This is a genomic window from Streptomyces sp. NPDC046716 (genome assembly GCF_040645755.1).
Classification (GTDB): domain Bacteria; phylum Actinomycetota; class Actinomycetes; order Streptomycetales; family Streptomycetaceae; genus Streptomyces.
In genome coordinates this window covers 55,719-71,640 of sequence record NZ_JBEYYU010000037.1, presented here as the reverse complement: position 1 = coordinate 71,640, position 15,922 = coordinate 55,719, and the positions used below count along the sequence as shown (strand labels likewise).

20 protein-coding genes are annotated in these 15,922 nt (G+C 71.9%); 19 read left to right on the top strand and 1 reads right to left on the bottom strand.

Translation table 11 applies throughout. The features are described 5' to 3' along the window. Nucleotides 1-382: 382 nt before the first annotated feature. The 17 genes from ABZ930_RS26000 to ABZ930_RS25920 all read left to right on the top strand — a co-directional run bounded on the left by ABZ930_RS26000 (nt 383) and on the right by ABZ930_RS25920 (nt 13,742). Nucleotides 383-2,053 (top strand): PP2C family protein-serine/threonine phosphatase, encoded by a 1,671-nt coding sequence (locus ABZ930_RS26000; RefSeq protein ID WP_361552249.1) that lies wholly within the window; start codon nt 383-385, stop codon nt 2,051-2,053. Then, entirely contained in the window at nt 2,050-3,174 is a 1,125-nt protein-coding gene (locus ABZ930_RS25995) for a cobalamin B12-binding domain-containing protein (protein WP_361552246.1), read from the top strand. The genes ABZ930_RS26000 and ABZ930_RS25995 overlap by 4 nt, the downstream gene beginning before the upstream one ends. Continuing rightward, a complete protein-coding gene (locus ABZ930_RS25990; RefSeq protein ID WP_361552243.1) occupies nt 3,171-3,590 on the top strand; it encodes an STAS domain-containing protein in 420 nt (139 codons plus the stop codon). The genes ABZ930_RS25995 and ABZ930_RS25990 overlap by 4 nt, the downstream gene beginning before the upstream one ends. 106 nt (nt 3,591-3,696) lie before the next feature. Then, a complete protein-coding gene (locus ABZ930_RS25985) occupies nt 3,697-4,530 on the top strand; it encodes a SigB/SigF/SigG family RNA polymerase sigma factor (protein WP_361552318.1) in 834 nt (277 codons plus the stop codon). Nucleotides 4,531-4,607: 77 nt separating this feature from the next. After that, a complete protein-coding gene (locus ABZ930_RS25980; RefSeq protein WP_361552240.1) occupies nt 4,608-4,889 on the top strand; it encodes a WhiB family transcriptional regulator in 282 nt (93 codons plus the stop codon). Between the two features lie 137 nt (nt 4,890-5,026). Beyond that, a complete protein-coding gene (locus tag ABZ930_RS25975) occupies nt 5,027-5,317 on the top strand; it encodes a hypothetical protein (protein WP_361552237.1) in 291 nt (96 codons plus the stop codon). Continuing rightward, nucleotides 5,304-6,017, top strand: a complete 714-nt coding sequence (locus ABZ930_RS25970; protein ID WP_361552234.1) for a hypothetical protein — start codon at nt 5,304-5,306, stop codon at nt 6,015-6,017. Before ABZ930_RS25975 ends, ABZ930_RS25970 begins: the two co-directional genes overlap by 14 nt. Nucleotides 6,018-6,026: 9 nt before the next feature. After that, the gene (locus ABZ930_RS25965) at nt 6,027-7,205 is read left to right on the top strand and encodes a hypothetical protein (protein ID WP_361552231.1); all 1,179 of its coding nucleotides are present in this window, start codon (nt 6,027-6,029) and stop codon (nt 7,203-7,205) included. A 55-nt stretch (nt 7,206-7,260) separates the two neighbouring features. Next, a complete protein-coding gene (locus ABZ930_RS25960) occupies nt 7,261-7,968 on the top strand; it encodes a TetR family transcriptional regulator (RefSeq protein ID WP_361552228.1) in 708 nt (235 codons plus the stop codon). After that, nucleotides 7,965-8,735, top strand: coding sequence for an SDR family NAD(P)-dependent oxidoreductase (locus ABZ930_RS25955; RefSeq protein WP_361552225.1), 771 nt, complete (start codon nt 7,965-7,967; stop codon nt 8,733-8,735). The genes ABZ930_RS25960 and ABZ930_RS25955 overlap by 4 nt, the downstream gene beginning before the upstream one ends. A 103-nt stretch (nt 8,736-8,838) precedes the next feature. Further along, a complete protein-coding gene (locus ABZ930_RS25950; protein WP_361552222.1) occupies nt 8,839-9,324 on the top strand; it encodes a DUF2975 domain-containing protein in 486 nt (161 codons plus the stop codon). After that, nucleotides 9,324-9,572: a helix-turn-helix transcriptional regulator gene (locus tag ABZ930_RS25945; RefSeq protein WP_361552219.1), complete on the top strand. Its 249-nt coding sequence runs from the start codon at nt 9,324-9,326 to the stop codon at nt 9,570-9,572. Before ABZ930_RS25950 ends, ABZ930_RS25945 begins: the two co-directional genes overlap by 1 nt. Nucleotides 9,573-9,641: 69 nt before the next feature. Beyond that, nucleotides 9,642-9,740, top strand: coding sequence for a putative leader peptide (locus ABZ930_RS25940; protein WP_361552216.1), 99 nt, complete (start codon nt 9,642-9,644; stop codon nt 9,738-9,740). A gap of 158 nt (nt 9,741-9,898) precedes the next feature. Continuing rightward, on the top strand, nt 9,899-11,005 hold the full coding sequence (locus tag ABZ930_RS25935) for an LLM class flavin-dependent oxidoreductase (RefSeq protein ID WP_361552213.1): 1,107 nt from the start codon (nt 9,899-9,901) through the stop codon (nt 11,003-11,005). 95 nt (nt 11,006-11,100) lie between these two features. Beyond that, complete coding sequence (locus ABZ930_RS25930) at nt 11,101-11,877, top strand: ABC transporter permease (RefSeq protein WP_361552315.1); 777 nt, start codon at nt 11,101-11,103, stop codon at nt 11,875-11,877. Between the two features lie 49 nt (nt 11,878-11,926). Beyond that, nucleotides 11,927-12,964 (top strand): ABC transporter substrate-binding protein, encoded by a 1,038-nt coding sequence (locus ABZ930_RS25925; RefSeq protein ID WP_361552210.1) that lies wholly within the window; start codon nt 11,927-11,929, stop codon nt 12,962-12,964. After that, nucleotides 12,951-13,742: an ABC transporter ATP-binding protein gene (locus ABZ930_RS25920; RefSeq protein WP_361552207.1), complete on the top strand. Its 792-nt coding sequence runs from the start codon at nt 12,951-12,953 to the stop codon at nt 13,740-13,742. Before ABZ930_RS25925 ends, ABZ930_RS25920 begins: the two co-directional genes overlap by 14 nt. Here the strand turns inward: ABZ930_RS25920 and ABZ930_RS25915 are convergent. After that, nucleotides 13,739-14,236, bottom strand: a complete 498-nt coding sequence (locus ABZ930_RS25915) for a cupin domain-containing protein (RefSeq protein WP_361552204.1) — start codon at nt 14,234-14,236, stop codon at nt 13,739-13,741. The two genes, ABZ930_RS25920 and ABZ930_RS25915, sit on opposite strands and share 4 nt — an antisense overlap. A gap of 166 nt (nt 14,237-14,402) precedes the next feature. On the opposite strand from ABZ930_RS25915, the gene ABZ930_RS25910 reads away from it, so the two are divergent. Then, nucleotides 14,403-14,828, top strand: coding sequence for an Rrf2 family transcriptional regulator (locus tag ABZ930_RS25910; protein ID WP_361552201.1), 426 nt, complete (start codon nt 14,403-14,405; stop codon nt 14,826-14,828). Then, entirely contained in the window at nt 14,825-15,778 is a 954-nt protein-coding gene (locus ABZ930_RS25905; RefSeq protein WP_361552198.1) for a hypothetical protein, read from the top strand. The genes ABZ930_RS25910 and ABZ930_RS25905 overlap by 4 nt, the downstream gene beginning before the upstream one ends. Nucleotides 15,779-15,922 lie beyond the last annotated feature (144 nt).

The following is a 15,922-nucleotide window of genomic DNA, read 5'->3' as shown; positions in this document are numbered from 1 at the left end:
CACCTCTCGCGGGCTGAGGCTGTCGGTGCGTATGTCACGTGTTCCCGTTCCACAGGAAATATCCGTCCACCGAAGTGACCGTATCGGTGCGGTTGTGAAGATTTCGGAGATATCGCCCGAACGGGCAGAGGTCATGGGCGTCGCGATCCGTTGCGCATAGAAACGCCCGGCCCTGGTACTCGCCCCCGCGACCCGGCCCGGCGGTGACGTGGTTGCCCCGAGGCCCTTGATCGTGCGACTGTTGCCCTATGGCAACTATGATGGTTCGTAAGGATCATGGAGCAGCCTAGGTCAGTTGTCCAACGTTGTTAACTGCCCTAGGAACCCCAGCGAAGGGTGGTGGGGGGCCGCGCTCTGCGGGTCCCGTGCGATGAGAACCCCAATGGAGCCCATGGGCTCCCGAAGTGTCGGTCCTCCGGCCGGTCCCGCCGGCCGCGGCATCCCGTATCCGTCCGTCACGGTGGACGGGAGGGGCCGCGTACTGTCCTGCAACGACCGGGCCGGTGCTCTCCTGGAGAGAGTGCGGACCGGAGCGCTGCTGTCGGACGTGGCACCTTCCTGGCTCGCCGAGGCGCACGCCGAAGCCCTGCGCACCGTCCCCGGCGGCGGCCAGAACCCGGCGGAGATGGCCCGGGGCCGGATCGGCGAGGCGACGGTGGACGCGTTCCCCAGCCGCGCGGCCGACGGCTCCGTGGCGTGGTGGCTGGTCGACGACAGCGATCTGCGCGACGTACGCGACGAGTTGGCCGGTGAGCGGGACCGCTCGCGCGTTCTCCAGGAGATCTCCGGCGAGCTTCTGGCATCCCTGAACGTGGACCGATGCATGGAGGTGACCGCCCGTATGGCCGCGCAGCATCTCGCGGACGCGGCGGTCATCGTCGGCGTCCGGGCCGGCCGCCTGTACCCCGTGACCCGCTGTGTCACCGGCGGGCCGGTGGAGCAGGAGAAGATCGCGGTGGACCCGGAGACCATGCCGGGTCTCCCGGAGGCCCTCGCGGGCTTTCCCCCCGTGCCCTCGCGCTGGATCGACCCGGCGCTGGTCCCGGACTGGGCGGTCCCGCGCCAGTTCACGGAAGGCGGCGCGGAGATCGGCTCCGTCGTCGTGGTGCCGCTGCCCGGGCACGGAGTACCGGCCGGCGCCATCGTGCTGCTGCGGCAGTCCGAGGAAGCGGCGTTCACCCACGCCGAGGAGGCCTTCGCCCGGCTCTTCGCCGCCCGCGCCGGTGTGGCCCTGTCCGCGGCGCGGATCTACGCCGAGCAGTCGCACATCACCGACGTACTGATGCGGGAACTGCTGCCGCCGGTGCTCGAGGGCGTGCACGGCATCGACTTCTCCGGCCGCTACCGCGCGGCCACCGTCACCGAGCGGATCGGCGGCGACTTCTACGACGTCCACCCCGCCGAGAGCGAGGACGCGGAGACCTTCGCGGTCCTGGGCGACGTGTGCGGCAAGGGTCTCGAGGCGGCCGTGCTGACCGGCAAGATCCGCAACACCATCGAGGCGCTGCTGCCGTTCGCCACCGACCACCTCAGGCTGCTCACGCTGCTGAACAACGCGCTGCTCTCCTCGCACCACACGCGCTTCGCGACCCTCGCCCTGGCCTCCGTCCGGCGGGACGGGAACCGGCTGCGGCTGCGGGTGTCCAGCGCCGGCCACCCCACGCCGCTCATCCTGCGCGCCGACGGACGGGTCGAGGAGGCGGACACCAAGGGCGTGCTGATCGGCGCGCTCCCCACCGACCGGCTGAAGATCACCACGGCGTCGGTCGACCTCGCTCCGGGGGAGACCTGCCTGCTCTACTCCGACGGCATCACCGAGGCCCGCGGCGGCCCGCTCGGCGACACCCTGTTCGGCGAACAGCGCCTGCACCACACGCTGGCCGAGTGCGCCGGACTGCCGGCCGAAGCGGTCACCGAACGGGTGCAGATGGTCGCCACCCAGTGGGCCGACGGCGTCCCGCACGACGACATGGCCCTGCTGTCGATCACCGCTCCCCGCCGGAATCATCTCGCGGCCGTGGACGGGCACACCAGGGGCAGGTTCACACCATGACCACACTGAACACCTCCCGCGCGGGCGGAAGCGGTCCCGGCCAGGACATACTGCGCGAGCAACTGTGGCAGGCGGCCATCGACTGCGACGAGACGCACGCCGTCGCCCTGGTGCGCCATGCCGTGGGCCCGGAGACCTCCCCGCAGGTGCGGGCCGCGGCGGAGCGGACGCTGCTGGAGCTGATCGCTCCGGTGCAGGCACGCGTCGGCGTGCAATGGGCGGCCAACACCATCACCGTGGCGCAGGAACACGCGGCCACCGCGATCAACGAACGGTGCATCTCCGCTGTCGCCGACGTCGCCGCGTCCGCACCCGTCCCCGCGCACGCCGCGACGGAACGGCTGGGCCGGGTGACCGTCGCCTGCGTCGACGGCGAATGGCACGCCCTGCCCGCGCGCCTGGTCACCGAGGTGCTGCGGCTGCGCGGCTGGCACGTGGACTACCTGGGCGCGCAGGTGCCGACCGAGCACCTGATCGCCCATCTCCACCAGCGGCCGGCCGACGCCGTCCTGCTGTCCTCGTCGATCCCCTCGCACCTGCCCGCCGCCCACACGGCGATCAGCGCCTGCCAGGCGGCCGGAGTCCCGGTCCTCGCCGGCGGCGCCGCGTTCGGGCCCCGAGGGCGCTACGCCCACCGGATGCAGGCCGCCTGGGCCCCGGACGCCGTCGGCGCCCACACCGTGCTGACGCGCGGCCTCGAACGGCCCACCGCGGACGCGGCCCGGCTGCCCGACCTGGACCTGCCGCACCTCAACGACCAGGAGTACACCCTGGTCAGACAGACCAAGCGGCAACTGGTCAAGCAGACGCTCACCGACGTCGAGGACGCCTTCCCGCCGATGCGCGCCTACACCGCGTACCAGCGCGAGCGCACCGCCGAGGACATCGATCACATCGTCACCTACCTGGCAACCGCCGTGTACGTCGACGACGCCGAGTTGTTCACCACGTTCATCACCTGGACCGCCGGCATCCTCCAGGCCCGTGGCGTCCCGCCGCGGAGCCTGCTTCCCGCCCTCGACTCCCTGAGCCACCAGCTGAAAGATTTCCCGCGCGCCACCGGCTTCCTCGCCGCGGCGCGCGGTGCCCTGACCGTTCCCGGACCCGGACAGCCCGCATGACCGCCGCCTACTCTCCCTTCCATCTCGCCGTCGCCGGCCTGCGCGACGGCGCACTGACCCTCGTCCTGGCCGGAGCGCTCGACTACGACACCAGCGACTCCTTCACCGCGCAGACCGGCCGGGTCCTCGAGGACCACCCCGCGGCACGCGTGCTCCGGCTGGACTGCGCGGGCCTGCTCGGCATCGACTCCATGGGTCTGTCCACCCTGCTCGCCCTGCGCCGCAGGCTCGACGGGGCCGGCATGACCCTGGACCTCACCGCACGCCCCCGGAACCTGGAGCGGCTGCTGACCATCACGGGGACCCACGAATACCTCATCGGTGAACCGACGTCATCCCAGACCGAACAGGAGCCCGCCGGCGCCGAGTCGCAGCCGGCTCCGCTGGAGGGCGCGCCACCCCGACGCGGCGGCTGACCGCGAGGACCGGCACGGCACGACCCGCGCCGCACACGACACCAGAGCACCAGTTCACAGAGGCGGACACATGAGCAGCGTGACCGAACACGAGTACACCCGCAGCATGGCCGCGGAGACCGAGGAGAACCTGGTCAGCCGTGCCTACGCGGATCCGTCCTCGATAGCGCCGAAGGACGCCCGAGGAGTCGTGCGGGAGCTCTTCCACCGATTCGCCGAACTGGAAGAGGGCACAGCCGAGTACAGCTATGTGCGCAACGTCCTCATCGAGGTGAACCTCTCCCTCGTGCAGTACGTGTCGACCCGTTTCAGACATCGCGGGGCGCAGCAGATGGACGACATCACCCAGGTCGGCACGATCGGTCTGATCAAGGCGATCGACCGCTTCGAACTGTCCCGGGAGGTCGAGTTCACCTCCTTCGCCATCCCCTACATCACCGGCGAGATCAAGCGGTTCTTCCGTGACACGTCCTGGGCCGTGCACGTGCCCCGCCGGCTCCAGGAGGCCCGTCTCGAACTGGGCAGGGCCACCGAGGAGTTGCGGACGCGCCTGGGCAGGCTGCCGTCGACGGCCGAGCTGGCGGAGCTGATGCAGCTGGACCCGGCGGAGGTCGCCGAGGTGCAGAAGGCCGCCAACGGCTACAACGCGGTCTCGCTCGACGCGACCGTCAGCGGGCCCGACGACCAGACGGACTCCTTGCTCGCCGACTTCGTCGGCGTCGACGAGGACCGCTTCGAACTCGTCGAGAACTTCCACTCCTTGGCCCCGCTCATCGCCGAACTGGGCGACCGCGAGCGGCGCCTGATCCATCTGCGCTTCGTCGAGGAGCGGACACAGCGCGAGATCGCCGACGAGATCGGCTGCTCGCAGATGCACGTGTCCCGGTTGATCTCCCAGGTGATAGAGCGTCTCCGGGCCGGCCTGATGACGACCCAGTAGACCCTCCGCGCCCCGGTGGCCACCGCCGGCGACGAGCCCATCGGCGTAGAAGCCGCGAGCGGGGGCAACCGGGGCATGTGGAGTGGGAAGAGCAAGCAAGCTGCTGCGCGGTGGATCCCGACGAGATGTTTCTCGACGGCCACGCGCAGTCGCATGCCAAGAGCATCTGCAAGCCGTGCCCCGTGCGTACCGAGTGCCTGGCCCATGCCCTGGACGAGCGCATCCAGTACGGCCTGTGGGGCGGCATGACGGAGCGCGAGCGCCGCGCCCTCCTGCGGCGCCGGCCCGAGGTCGACTCCTGGGCGCACCTGCTGGAGACCGCACGGCGACAGCACGCGCGGACGACCGTGGACGTCTAGCCCGCGTTCACGAGGCAGCGGACTCCTTTCGTCACTGTTCGGCAACAGGCGTGAACCGCCGCACCGAGGGCCCCGTAGACCCCGGTGTGCGCGGTTCACCTGGCCGCGGGCTCGAACGTGCAGAGGGAGGAGGCGTCGTGTCGCGCATTCACATTCCCGTGGACGACCTCGCGGACACCATGGACGCACTGCAGGACATCCGTGAACGGATCTCCAAGACGGCGAAGTTGAGCAATGTCGGCTCGGACGACGACGTGGGCGACTCCGGCCTGATCTCGGCCGTCAACGGTTTCGACGCGGCCTGGAAGGCCGGTCACGAACGGGTCCAGGACAACGTGGACACGTTCAAGGACGCGGCCCAGGGCATCGTCGACAACTTCACCGACACGGACAACGAAGCTGCGAAGGCGACGGATGAATCCGCTTGACGCTCAGCCCGCCGACGAGCGGCCGCGGCTGTCCCCTGTGGGGGAGCGGCCGCCGGGCGCCCCGGCGCGCTACACCTTGAGGTACCCGTCGAGTTGGTCGCACCTCGACCTCGACCCGAACACCCGGGACGTCGCGATCCGGCGCCGCGTCGAGGAGCAGGCGGAGGGCGTGGACGTCGACCGCGAGACGATGGACACCCTGATCCGGGACACCCGCAGAAGCGCCCGCGAGGCGTTCGCGCAGGGTGCCCTGCAGGTCGGCTATCTGCTCGGCTTCCTCCAGGACGGCAGCACGCTCAACGCCACGGCGATGGTGCTGCGGACCAGCATCCCCGACGGGGAACCGACCGACCTGACGCAGATGATGCTCGCCGCCGGTGTGCGGAACAGCCGGACCTCCGTCGGGCGGCACTCCGAGCTGAACCGGGTGGAGATCATGGAACTGCCCGAGGTGGGCAGCGTGGGACGGATGACCTCGCTGGAGGACTTCGACTACTTCGGGCAGGCCACCGTCCGCACGGCCGTGCACCAGGTGGTGATCCCGGTGCCGAAGAGCCGCGATCTGATGGTGCTCGCCGGTACGACACCCAACATCACCCTGGCGGACAGGTTCTTCGACGTGTTCGACGCCGTCGCCGAGACCTTCCGGTTCCACGACGCCGGGGAACCCGAAGCCGCCGGCACCGAGAACGGGAAGTGAGGGCGGGACATGGCACGGCCACCGCTGGCCGACTGGGAGACGGTGTTCGGTCTCTCCGAGGACCCGACACCCGGCGACGCCGAGATCCTCGAGCAACTCGCCTCCGAGTACCGGTCGATCTCCCACGACGCGCAGTCCGCGCACTCCGTCGTCACCCGGCTGGTCGCGGACGAGCTCGGCGAGGGCAGGTCCATGGAGCAACTGCGCACCCAGCTCGGCGAACTGCCGGGACAGGTGGGCAAGCTCCAGGAGTCCTACGAGGCGGCGGCCGACGCGGTCGCGAAGTACGCGGTCCGTCTGCGGGACCACCAGGACCAGGCGGACCGGGCGCTGGAGAGGGGCCGTGACGCCAAGCAGCGGCTCGACTCGGCCACCGAGGTGGCGTCCGCGGCGAGCGCCCACGTGAAGCGGCTCGACGGCGCGGAGCCCCCGCCGCCCGACGACGAGGCCGCCCGGAGCAGCGCCCGGCGGGCCCTCGCCGACGCGCGACAGGCGGAGAACGAGGCCGCGCGGTCCGTCGACTCGGCGGAGTCGGACCTGGAGGCAGCCCGGCTGCTGGCCGTCGACGCGCAGGAACTCCGCACGTCCGACGCGGGCGTGGCCAAGCGGGAGCTGGAGGAGGCCGAGTCCGAGGCGGTCGCGGGCAAGACCTGGTGGGAGAAGTTCGGCGACATCCTGAACATGGTCTTCTCCATCATCGGCACCGTGCTCGGCGTCATCGCCATGTTCGTCGCCGGCCCGCTCGGGATCGCTCTCGCCATCGGCTCCATCCTCTTCGGAGCCGCATCGCTGGGGCTCACGATCAGAAAAGGCGTGGAGACCGGGAGCTGGGACGTCGTGGGCATCGTCCTGGGCGTGATCGGGCTCGCCGCCGGCGGGATCTCGGTCCTCAGCGGCTTCAAGGGCGTCGGAAGCCTCGGCAAGGTCAATCTGGGTCAGTGGGTCAAGAACTGGTTCAGCGGCTGGAAGCCGGCACAGGTCTTCACGGAGGCACCGCACATCGAGCTCAATCCGCTCGGCGGCGTGTCCGTCTTCGTGCCGCCGCTGAAGCCGGTCGGCGGCCCGCCTGCGCTGTCGCTCCTCGACGGCATCCTCGACACGGTGGGACTCGCCACGGGAATCGGTGGCCTCATCTACGGGCCCCTCTCGTTCACCGGCAACGCGCCGGACGGTGCCGTGGAGGCCTGATCAGCCACTCACCGACAATTGTCCCACTGGGACAATTGAGGAGTATGGTTGACGCATGAAGGCAAGGGAGCCGGACACCGCGCAGACAGGTGAGGACCTCCGGCGGCGCAGGTCGCTTCGCACACGCGAGGCGCTCGGCGCCGCCGCCGTGGACCTGGTGCTCGAGCACGGGCTCGGCGGATTCGGCGTCGAGGCGATCGTCGAGCGCGCCCAGGTCACCCGCCGCACCTTCAGCCGCTACTTCCCGGGCAAGGAGGACGCGGCGCTCGACTTCACCCGCGCCGACGGCGCCCGGATCAACGACGCGCTGCGGCGGCGCCCCGCGGCCGAGCCCCCGCTGGCCGCCTACCGGGCAGCCGTCCTGGACCGGCTGACCGACGCCGGCCGGCCGGCCGGACACGTCCGGCCCAAGGAGCGCGCCGTGCTCGCCCTCGTCGACCGCGAACCCGACCTGCTCGCCGCCTACGCCCGCATCCGGGCCGAGGCGCAGGCCGCGTCGGTGCGGGTGCTCGCCGACCGCATCGGCGTCGACCCGGACCGCGATCCGCGCCCCGGCCTCGTCGTCGAGGTCGGCGCCGGCGTGCTCTCCTCCGTCCTGCACGCCTGGGCGCGCGAGACGGAGGGCGACGCGGCCGAACTGGCGGCACGCGTCGACCGGGCCTACGACCTGCTGGGGCACGAGGTCGCGGCGGCCACGGACCACAGACATCACTCCGGTCCGCGCACGGTGGACCCGGGTGCGAGGAAAGGTGCAAGGCAATGACATTCCCCATCCTGGAAGGCAAGTCCGCGATCGTCACCGGCGCGGCGATGGGCATGGGCGAGGCGACCGCGAAGCTGTTCGCGGAGGCCGGGGCCAAGGTCCTGGTCGCCGACATGAACGAGGAGCGCGGCAAGGCCGTCGCCGACGAGATCACGGCAGGCGGCGGCACGGCCGTCTTCCACCAGGTGAACATCGCCGACAGCGCGCAGGTCAAGGCGATGGTGCAGGCCGCCGTCGACGCCTTCGGCCGGCTCGACGTCGCCGTGAACAACGCGGCCCTCACCCCGGACGACAACCTGACGTCGGAGCTCGACGAGGACTACTGGGACCGGCTGATGTCGGTCGACCTCAAGGGCACCGCGCTCTGCCTCAAGTGGCAGCTGCAGCAGTTCGTCCGGCAGGGCGACGGCGGCTCGATCGTCAACATCTCCTCCGTCAGCGGCTTCCGCCCGCAACCGAAGAACCCCGCGTACGTCGCCGCCAAGCACGGTGTGAACGGGCTGACCAAGACGGCCGCGCTGGAGAACGGCGAGCACGGCATCCGCGTCAACGCCGTGGCGCCCGGCGCCATCGACACCCCGATGCTGCGCGGCGCCCTGGAGCAGACCGGGCAGTCAGAGGAGGAGTTCGCCCCCGCGCTCAGCCTGCTCGGCCGCTTCGGCCAGCCGCGCGAGGTCGCCCAGGCCAGCCTCTGGCTCGCCTCCGACCAGTCCTCGTACGTCACCGGATCGGTCATCCACGTCGACGCCGGCTACACCAGCCGCTGACGTCTCCCGTCGGTCGATGCGCGACCGCGGGACCTGTCCTTGCTCCATCTATCGAATCTCGATAGATTCCCGTCGTAAGTCGATGGATGGGCAGGGGTGGGTCATGGGACAGCTGGCCGTGCGCGCGTTGCGCGCCGTGATCGTGGTGGTGTTCGTCGGCACCGTGTTCGTGCAGGCGTCGATGGTGTGGGCGTTGTTCAACGACCCGGAGGACGGGTCGCTCCCGCTGACCCCGCTGCGCCTGGTCACGATCCTGGGCATGGTGTCGGCGCAGGTCGCCCTGGTCTGCGTAGGCCGACTGGTGGGCATGGTCCGCCGTGGAACGGTGTTCTCCCACGCCGCCTTCCGCTACGTGAACGGCATGATCGGCGCGATCGTGGCGGCCGCCCTCGTCTGGTTCACGGTCACCGCCCTCAACGCGCCGGGCCAGCGCGAGGATCCGGGCGTCACCCTCATCATGGGCGGCGTGGGCGTGGCCATCCTGGGCGTCGCGCTCATCGTGCTCGTGCTGCGCATGCTGCTCGCCCAGGCCGTCGCGCGCGACGGCGAGGCGACGCGCATGCGGGCCGAGTTGGACGAGGTGATCTGATGCCCATCGTCGTCGACATCGATGTGATGCTCGCCCGGCGCAAGATGTCCGTCGGCGAGCTCGCGGAGCGCGTGGGCATCACGCCCGCCAATCTGGCGGTGCTCAAGAACGGCCGCGCCAAAGCGGTACGGTTCGCGACTCTGGCCGCGCTCTGCGAGGCACTCGACTGCCAGCCGGGCGATCTGCTGCGCTGGGAGGCCGAGGCCGAGGACGCCGCCTCCGTCGAGGCCGACGCGACCGTCCGGTGAGTGGTCGGACGCGATCCACATGATGGACATGTCTTGTTGGGGGCACGGGGTTCGGGTCATCATGCGGCCATGAACCCCGCCCTGGTCTCCCGCCGCCACGTGGATCTGCTGCGTGTCTCGGGGATGCTGTGTCGGGTCGACGCGCTCTGCCGCGCGCACTGTTGCTGACCGCTCCATCGAGCCGCAGCAACCCCTTCCGCCGCTGACCGCACGGGTTCCCCGGGCCGCCGGGTGGGTCTGATTCCTGTCGACGCCACCTCGCGGGCCGCCGGTCTGCGGTGTCCTCCCCGTTCCCCGCTCCGGACTCCCCGTCGAGGTGTGCCCGCATGTCCACCCCTGGCCCCGTTCTGCACTGGTTCCTGCCCACGGGCGGTGACGGCCGCGACCCCGGCGGCGTCACCGCCGTCCAGGGCCGCACCGCCGCCGCCACCCGCCGCACCGCCGACCTCGGCTATCTCGCCCAGGTCGCCCGCGCGGCCGAGCGCGCCGGCTTCGCGAAACTCCTGACGCCGGTGGGACTCGGCTGCGTGGATCCCTGGGTGCTCACCCCGGCCGTCGCCGCCGTCACCGAACGCATCGGGTTCCTCGTCGCCTTCCGCGCGGGGCTCGCCCAGCCCACGCTCGTCGCCCAACAGGCCGACACCTTCCGCCGGTTGTTCGGCGACCGCATCGCCCTGAACGTGGTCACCGGCGGCGATCCGGCCGAGCAGCGGGCGTACGGCGACCCGTTGCCCAAGGAGGAGCGCTACGCGCGGACCGGCGAACTCATGCACGTCGTAAAGGAGTTGCTGGACGGCAAACCCGTGGACTTCGCGGGACGCCACGTACGGGTGGAGGGCGCCCGCCTCGACGCACCGGAGACGGCGTCGCACGTCCCGCTCTACTTCGGCGGCGCGTCCGCCGCCGCCGAGGACGTCGCCGCACGCCACGCCGAGGTCCAACTCCTGTGGGGCGAACCGCCGGCGGCGATCGCCGAACGTATCGCGCGCGTACGGGACAAGGCCGCGCGGCGGGGCCGTCGGCTGCGGTTCGGGATCCGGCTGCACATCATCACCCGGGACACCGCGGCCGAGGCCTGGGCGGAGGCCGGCCGGATCCTCGCCGGACTCGACCCGGCGGCCGTCCGCGCCTCCCAGGAACGCTTCGCCCGCATGGACTCCACCGGGCAGGCGCGGATGGCCGCCCTGCACGGCGGCTCGGCCGAGAACCTCACCGTGGCGCCCAACCTGTGGGCCGGTATCGGGCTCGTGCGCGAGGGTGCCGGGACCGCGCTGGTCGGCTCGCACGACGAGGTCGCCCAACGGCTCTTCGAGTACGGGCAGTTGGGCATCGACGAGTTCGTCCTGTCCGGCTATCCGCACCTGGAGGAGGCCTACCGGGTCGGCGAAGAGGTCGCGCCCCGCCTGCGGGCCCTCACCGAGGCGGCGGCGTGACCCTGCTGAAGGAAACGGCCCACGACACCACGCGCGGCACCCGTCCCGCACCGGACGGACCACCGCGCCGGACCACCTGGGCGGGCGCCGCCGCCCTGCGCTGGACGGCCCTGCGCCTGGTCGCCCTCGCCGTCCTCGTCGCCGGCTGGCAGGCCGTGGTCGTCGCGGGCGTCTGGCCGCGCGTCCTCGTCCCGTCGCCCGGGGACGTCTGGCACGCCTTCGTCGAGGCGTCGACCGTCCACGACGGGGTGCGCGGCTTCAGCAACCACCTGCTGGTCGAACACCTCGGAGTCTCCCTGCGCCGGATCGGCATCGGCACGGGGTACGCGGCCCTGGCCGGTGTTCCGCTGGGCCTGCTGATCGGCGTCGTCAAACCGGTCGCCGTGGTCCTGGAACCCGCCGTCACGTTCCTGCGCACGCTGCCCCCACTCGCGTACCTCTCGCTGCTGGTCATCTGGTTCGGCATCGACGAGTCCCCGAAGATCTGGCTGCTCGTCATCGCCGCGCTCCCGCCCGTCGCGGCCGCCACCGCGGCCGCCGTGCGCGGCGTGCCCGGAGACCTGGTGGAGGCCGCGCGGGCGCTCGGCGCGGGGCCCGTGTCGCTGCTGCTCTCCGTGCGGCTGCCCGCCGCCCTGCCGGAGATCCTGACCGGCGTCCGGATCGCGGTCGGCATCGCGTACACCTCGGTCGTCGCCGCCGAGACCATCAACGGCACACCGGGCATCGGCGGCATGATCCGGGACGCCCAGCGCTACAACCAGACCGACGTCGTCATCGCCGGGATCATCGCCATCGGCCTCTCCGGGATCGTCCTCGACGCGCTCTTCAAGGGCGTGGAGCGGCTGGCGGTTCCCTGGCGCGGCCGCGCCTGACCCCGGCCCACCCCTTCTTCCCGTAGTCCCCTCGTCCGAAGGAACCGCCATGCCCGCCGCACCTCCCCGCACCGCCCTCCTCGCCGCCGCCGTCGCCCTGGTCGCGCTCACCGCGTCCGCCTGCGGTGACGGCGCCGACGCCGCCGAAGGCGGCGGGAAGACCCAGGTGCGCATCGCCTACCAGGCGATACCCAACGCCGATCTGGTGGTGAAGAACCGGCGGCTCCTGGAGAAGGCCCTGCCGGACGTCGACGTGAAGTGGGTGAAGTTCGACTCGGGCGGCGACGTGAACACGGCGGTGATCGCCGGAGCCGTGGACCTCGGGCTCGCCGGTTCCAGCCCGGTCACCAAGGGCCTCTCGGCGCCGCTGAACATCCCGTACAAGGTGGTGTGGATCCACGACGTGATCGGCGAGAACGAAGCGCTCGTCGCCAAGAAGGGCATCGCCTCCGTCAAGGCCCTCAAGGGCAAGAAGATCGCCACGCCCTTCGGGTCGACCTCGCACTACTCCCTGCTCGCCGCACTGGAATCGGCCGGCCTCCGCGCCTCCGACGTGACCCTCGTCGACCTGCAGCCGCAGGACGCGCTGGCCGCCTGGCAGCGCGGCGACATCGACGCCGCGTACGTGTGGACCCCCGCCCTCACCGACCTGGAGAAGGACGGCAAGGTCCTGGTCACCAGCCGGGACATCGCCGAACGGGGAAAGCCCACCGCGGACCTCGGTGTGGTCACCACCGCGTTCGCCGCCGAGCATCCGAAGATCGTGGACGCCTGGCTCGCGGCGGAGGACCAGGCCGTGAAGCTGGCCAAGAGCGACCCCGGCGAGGCGGCCGGCGCCATCGGCGCCGAACTCAACCTCAGCGCCGGAGAGGCCGAGAAGCAGCTCGCCCAACTGGTGCTGCTCACCGCGGAGGAACAGCAGGGCGGCGACTACCTCGGCAAGCCCGGCGCCCCCGGCGCGCTCGCCCGGAACCTGCACGACGCGGCCGTCTTCCTCAAGGACCAGAAGGCCGTCGACGCGGTGCCGGACCAGTCGGTCTTCGACCGGGCGCTCGCGGTCGAGGAGCTGTCCCGTGCCGCGCGTTGAGGACACGGCGTCCGACGCCGAAGCCGGACCGCCCGATGTCGCGCTGTCCGGGGTCGGCGTCCGCTACGGCACGGCCAAGGCGCCCGTGATCGCGGTCTCCGACGTGTCGCTGGCCGTCGGCCCCGGTGAGTTCGTGGTGCTGGTCGGCCCGTCCGGATGCGGCAAGACGACCCTGCTGCGCCTGATCGCCGGGTTCGAGAAGCCCGCCGCCGGGTCGGTGGAGGTGCGGCGCAAGGTCGGCGTCGTCTTCCAGCAGCCGCGCCTCTTCCCCTGGCGCACGGTGGGCGGCAACCTCGCCTTCGCGCTGGCCCGGCACGGCGTCGCCCGAGCCGAACGGGCCGCCCGCGCCGAGGAGTTGCTGTCCCTGGTGGGTCTGCCGGGAATGGCCGGGCGGCGCACCTGGGAGCTGTCGGGCGGCCAGCAGCAGCGGGTGGCCATCGCCCGCGCGCTCGCCGCCGAACCGCAGATCCTGCTGATGGACGAGCCGTTCGCCGCGCTGGACGCGCTCACGCGAGAACGCCTCCAGGAGGAGGTCAGAACGCTGGCGGCGGTCACCGGGGCGACCGTGGTGTTCGTGACGCACTCCGCGGAGGAGGCCGTCCTGCTCGGCTCCCGCGTCGTGGTGATGGCGGCGGGCCCTGGCCGCGTCGTCGACGAACTGCCCGTCCCGCTGCCGCGCGAGGCGACGACCGATGTGGCGGCCCTGCGCGGCGACGCCAGGTTCGCCGCGCTGCGGGCCGAACTCGCGGCCGTCACACGGGAGGTGGCCGCCGTCTAGGACCTGTGCGGCTCCTTGCCCAGCACGTACAGCTCCGGGAGGTTGACCACGATCGCCTCCTGGGTGCTGCGGGCGATCACCACGACGGCCTCCTCGTCGGGGCTCGGGTTCTCCTCCCGGTGGGGGACGAACGGCGGTACGAAGATGTAGTCGCCGGGAGCCGTGCGGATGCGTACCTCCTCCGGGGTGCCGGAGGAGTCGTCGAGGAAGACGAACTCCGGGTGGCCCTTCACCACATGGATCGCCGTCTCGGACGCCCCGTGGTGATGGTTCGAGGACGCGGTGACGGGCGCGACATGGGTCTGGCCCATCCACAGCCGCTCGGAGCCGACGCTGTCCCCGCTGATCGCGGCGAACCGGCGCATCCCGCCGGTCTGCGCGGTGTCACCGTCGAGGCCGTCGGCGCGGACGTGGTGCAGCCGCGCGCTCAGGGGGAGTTCGCCCGACCCGGCCAGGTGCGGGTGGAAGGCGTCGTGTCCGGGGTGCGATGTCATGGGATGAAGTCCTGCTCGTCGAAGGGCGCAACGCAAGATCCTGGGGCGACCGTAGAGAGCCGGAGAAAAGGATGTCAAGATGTGTCCATTGGCCGCGGCCCGGCTCCGGCACGCTCCGAGCGGGGCGGACCGGGACGCCGGCACCGACGCTTGGGAAGACGGTGACATGCAGATTTCCGCCAGGGTCGACTACGCCGTGCGGGCACTCGCCGAGCTGGCGGCCGACAGCGCGCGGCCGTTGACGTGCGAGTCCATCGCCTCGGCGCAGGAGATTCCGTTCCGCTTCCTCAAGTCGGTCTTCCGCGATCTGCGGTCCGCCGGGCTCGTGCGCAGCCAGCGCGGCTGCGAGGGCGGGTACTGGCTCGGGCGGGACGCGGCCGAGATCTCCGTCGCCGAGGTGATGACCGCCGTCGACGGCGCGTTCTTCACCGTACGCGGCCAGCGCCCCGAGGCCCTGGGCTACCCCGGCGCCGCGGCCGGACTGCCCGGACTCTGGCACGGGGTCGAATCGGCCGCCGAGACGCTGCTCGCGCGGACCACCATCGCGGATCTCGCCCGGCAGGGAGCGGACGGCAAGGCCGTCACCGCATGAGCGCGGGGGAGCCGGACGCGACACCTCAACCCCTGGTGGACGTCACCGAGTTCACCGATCCGGCCTGCCCCTGGGCCTGGGGCTCCGAGCCGGTCTTCCGGCGGCTGCGACACGGTCTGGCGCCCCGGCTGCGCTGGCGGCGGGTGTTCGGCATCCTCTTCGACGAGGACGACGACCCCGCGCCCGACCCCGACGCCGAAGCGCGCTGGTACGAGGGGTTCATCGAGGGCGTCGCGGGCCACACCCGCGCACCGTACGCCGCCCGGCTGCACTGGCTGACCCGGACCAGCTGGCCCGCGTCCGTCGTGGCCAAGTCCGCCGAGGCGCAGGGCCCGCAGGTGGCCGACCGGGTGCTGCGCAGGCTCCGCGAGACCACCTTCGTCCTGGGCCGCCCCGCGGACGGCCCCGCCGCGGTGGAGGAAGCCGTCCGAGGGGTGCCGGGTCTCGACGTACGCCGGCTCCTCGACGAGCGGGCCCTGGCCGCCGCGCGCGAGGCCGTGCGCGCCGACCGGGCGGAGACGCGCCGCCCCCTCGCCGAGGTGTACGGCCTGCAAGGCCCGGGGCCCCATCCGGGCCGCGCCAAGGAACTGGCCGACGGACACCGGTACGCCCTGCCGACCCTCCTGTTCGAGGGCCCGGGCGGGCGGATCTGCGTACCGGGCTGGCGGCCCCTGCGGGAGTACCTCGACGCGGCGTCGACGGCCGCCGGGGCGCCCCTGGGCCTGCCCGAGCCGCTCGCCCCCGACGCGGCGTCGCGGCTCTGGCGCAGCCTCACCGGGCCCGAACTGCGGCTGCTCACCGGCGGATCGGAGCCGCCCGCGGACGCCGTGCGGGCCGTGACGGGGAACGGCCCGCTGTGGCTGCACCCCGACGAGGCGAAGCACCACCCGGCGACGAAAGCGCAGGCCGCAGGGGTCTCGGCCAATGAGACACCTAAAGGTGTCCATTGACAGCCCGGCGGCCGGCCGTGAGGATATGAGCATGCCTTCGACGCATCCCGGCGTGGTCTGCCGTTACGTGGACTTCCGGCGCACCTCCAGCGCACTCTGTCGCTGAGAAGCCGTGTCGTGACCTCCGCACGGCACCCGTGGCGC